This window comes from Exiguobacterium sp. TNDT2 (assembly GCF_003331145.1).
Lineage (GTDB): Bacteria > Bacillota > Bacilli > Exiguobacteriales > Exiguobacteriaceae > Exiguobacterium.
Genome location: NZ_QLVE01000061.1, coordinates 1 through 3,051, shown reverse-complemented (window position 1 = coordinate 3,051; position 3,051 = coordinate 1). Strand labels below are relative to the sequence as shown.

The following is a 3,051-nucleotide window of genomic DNA, read 5'->3' as shown; positions in this document are numbered from 1 at the left end:
GAGATAACCGGCGTACTGAAGTCAGAAGAGGGTGTTGGCGACGACGCGTTCATCACGAAGCTGGAACATCATTTGCTCAGTCGATTCAACAAACGAAGAAAAAAAGTGAAAGTCACAATTGAGGTAGAACTGCCATTACCGGAAGAAGCCTACAACTTTTGTCAGCGCGAACGATTTGGAATGATTGAACGCGTCACTCAACATATGGACGAACAAAACGTGAAGGATTGGCGCATCGTAAACATGCGGAGGATATAATTGAACATAGATCGTATTGACTCATCTACATATATACATGCTATAAGGAGAACAAAATGAAATTTACCTACTTAGCCTTGCCTTTGGCCATCCTGCTGATGGCCGGTTGTACCAGTGAAAACACCCCTTCTACAAATGAGAAAGCAGAGGAGCCTGCTACTCAAACAGAAGAAGTCGTCGAGACGACCGAAACGAGCACAGACGACGCAAATACGGAGACGACCGCAGAAGAACCTGCAACAGCCGAAGAAACGGTCACAAATTCGGATAACAATCAATTCTCCGGCTATAAACTGATCAATGTTGATGGTGGGGACTTGTCCGGGTACCGTGAGGCGAACGTCGTCGTCGATATCGGATATGGAGATCGCGAGTATTGGGCGTTCACGAACGAACATGGTCAATTGATTCGTGTCATCGCCGATCAGATCATCTTGCAGGATGATGATTCGGAGGATGTGACCTCGGATGGCCGTTACTATCATGACGAGGCGAAGGTCTCAGGCGTCGAAAACAGTGATCTCGATGAAGGCCACGTCATCGCTGACTCGCTCGGGGGCGTCTCGAACGCCTACAACATCACACCACAAGATAGCACGCTCAACCGCTACGGGGACCAGGCCTATATGGAGGACGTCATCCGTATGGCCGGCGGCGCGACCGACTTCGAGGCGATCATTACCTATCCGGATACGAAAACTTATATTCCGTCACACTACCAATACACCTATACGGTCAAAGGAAATGTCGTCACCGATTCCTTCGACAACGTTAACCCGGATGAAGTGAATGCAGCACTCGGCCTAACAGAAGGTGAACCGGAACCCGCAGCTGCACCTGAGGCCACAGGCGATGTCTCGAGCGTAGATACGAATGGCAACGGTCAGGTGACGATCCAGGAAGCGAAAGACGCCGGTTTCACGATGCCGATCATGAGCGACCATTGGCTCTACCCCTATATGCGTGATAACGATAATGACGGAATGGTAGGGGAATAAAAATAGAATCATTTTAATACAAGGAAAATTGCAAATAGGAAGGCAGCATTTTTTTCAAGTGCTGCCTTCCTATTTTTTCAGCTATTTTGTTGAATCAGACGATGACTAAGGACTGTTTCGACAAGTACCACCGTCTCAAATGTTGCACAATAGTCAACTTCCTCGAAGTCTGTATGCTCGTCACGGTAACCGATGGATAGATTCACAGACGGAATACCGAATTCCGCAAATACTTTTGCATCACTTGATCCCCCGTTGCGCGTCGCCTTCCAGTCGTTCATTCCGACCAATCGCCCCGCTCTTTCGAACAGTTCTCCATAAGACGCTTCACAAAAATCGAACATGCCTCGACATCCGGTGACAATGTCGCGTGTGCCCCGACGGTCCAACACGATGGTTGCATCCACGTCATGGATAAATTCTTGATCGATGCCACGCGCACCACATAACCCTGTCTCTTTATAATGGACCCAAGATTTCAGACACGAAAAAGGAGATGTTAAGGTAGGTATATGAAACGAAAAAGATATACACCCGAATTCAAAACTCAAGTTGTGTTGGAAATCTTGAAGGAAGAAAAAACAATGAGCCAGATTGCTTCCGAACATGGCATCCATGTGAACCAGCTGCATAAGTGGAAAACACATTTCCTGTCAGAGATGCCACAAGTGTTCAAGAAACAGAACAAGGACCAAGAGAAGATGAGAGCCGACTATGAAGAGAAACTGGAAAATCTCTATGCAGAAGTCGGAAAGTTAACCACGCAGCTGTCGTGGATCAAAAAAAAATCTGGCATCTACCACGATTAGACAGGAACGGGTAGAGATGATGGAATGGGGAAACAGTAAACTTCCTGTTTCCCAACAGGCCGATCTGCTTGGGCTCAATCGTTCCAGCCTTTATTACAGGCCGGTTGCCCCTTCGCCTGAAGAGGTTGCCATCAAGCATAGGATTGATGAGATCTACACCAAATATCAGTTCTACGGGTCACGCAGGATTGCCGAAGTATTGAAAAATGAAGAGGTGAATATCAACCGCAAGAGAGTCCAGCGTCACATGCGCGAGATGGGCATACAGGCTCTCTATCCAGGCCCCAATCTGAGTAAACGCAACCTGCAGCATCGCATTTATCCATACCTACTGAAAGGGGTGAACATTACCCGTCCCAACCAGGCTTGGGGCATTGATATCACGTATATCCGCCTGCAGGATAGCTGGATGTATTTGGCAGCCATCATCGATTGGCACTCCCGGTATATCATCAGCTGGGAACTGGACCAGACACTGGAAATAGGTTTTGTCCTGGATGCCGTCCGGCGGGCTTTCACGATCGGGCAGCCGGACATCTTCAACAGTGACCAGGGTAGCCACTTCACCAGTTCCAAATATATCCACCTCCTGAAGGAACAGCCTGCCGTCCAAATCAGCATGGACAGCAAGGGTCGGGCACTGGATAACATCATGATCGAACGTTTCTGGCGGAGCCTCAAGTACGAAGAGGTCTATCTGAAGGACTACGGGACACCAAGAGAAGCGAGACAGAACATCCGTGACTACATGGAATTCTATAACTGGGAACGTCCCCACCAGTCATTGGGTTATAGGACACCGGCATCCATCTATTTTCAGTAGGTTACTGTCCTTGCCATCTCGGAGCAATTATCTTTCCCACCCCAGGACCTGTCAAGGGAAAATACGCCCTTGACAGAACCTGGCATAGGAAAGGCTGGGTCTGCAAGATGGGACAAGGACAAGAAGAATGACTGTTTTCACCTTATTATTATAAAATTAGTGT

5 protein-coding genes are annotated in these 3,051 nt (G+C 48.1%); 3 read left to right on the top strand and 2 right to left on the bottom strand.

The features are described 5' to 3' along the window. Positions 1 to 258 (top strand): hypothetical protein (locus tag DPV68_RS14730; RefSeq protein ID WP_157964220.1); only part of this gene is annotated, 258 nt, incomplete at its 5' end. A gap of 56 nt (positions 259 to 314) precedes the next feature. Continuing rightward, positions 315 to 1,256 (top strand): DNA/RNA non-specific endonuclease, encoded by a 942-nt coding sequence (locus tag DPV68_RS14725; protein WP_114167509.1) that lies wholly within the window; start codon positions 315 to 317, stop codon positions 1,254 to 1,256. A gap of 77 nt (positions 1,257 to 1,333) precedes the next feature. Here the strand turns inward: DPV68_RS14725 and DPV68_RS15130 are convergent, their stop codons facing one another. Together DPV68_RS15130 and DPV68_RS15165 are read right to left on the bottom strand one after the other, a co-directional pair. Further along, a complete protein-coding gene (locus DPV68_RS15130) occupies positions 1,334 to 1,537 on the bottom strand; it encodes a hypothetical protein (RefSeq protein WP_232819670.1) in 204 nt (67 codons plus the stop codon). Further along, on the bottom strand, positions 1,534 to 1,668 hold the full coding sequence (locus DPV68_RS15165) for a hypothetical protein (protein ID WP_255418329.1): 135 nt from the start codon (positions 1,666 to 1,668) through the stop codon (positions 1,534 to 1,536). The genes DPV68_RS15130 and DPV68_RS15165 overlap by 4 nt, the downstream gene beginning before the upstream one ends. Positions 1,669 to 1,768: 100 nt before the next feature. Between DPV68_RS15165 and DPV68_RS14715 the strand changes: the two genes are divergently transcribed. Then, positions 1,769 to 2,888, top strand: a protein-coding gene (locus DPV68_RS14715) for an IS3 family transposase (RefSeq protein ID WP_114167508.1) whose coding sequence is annotated in 2 segments (ribosomal slippage) — positions 1,769 to 2,037 and positions 2,036 to 2,888 — 1,122 coding nt in all. Because the reading frame shifts where the segments join, the coding sequence is not laid out codon by codon here. The last annotated feature ends 163 nt before the right edge of the window (positions 2,889 to 3,051 follow it).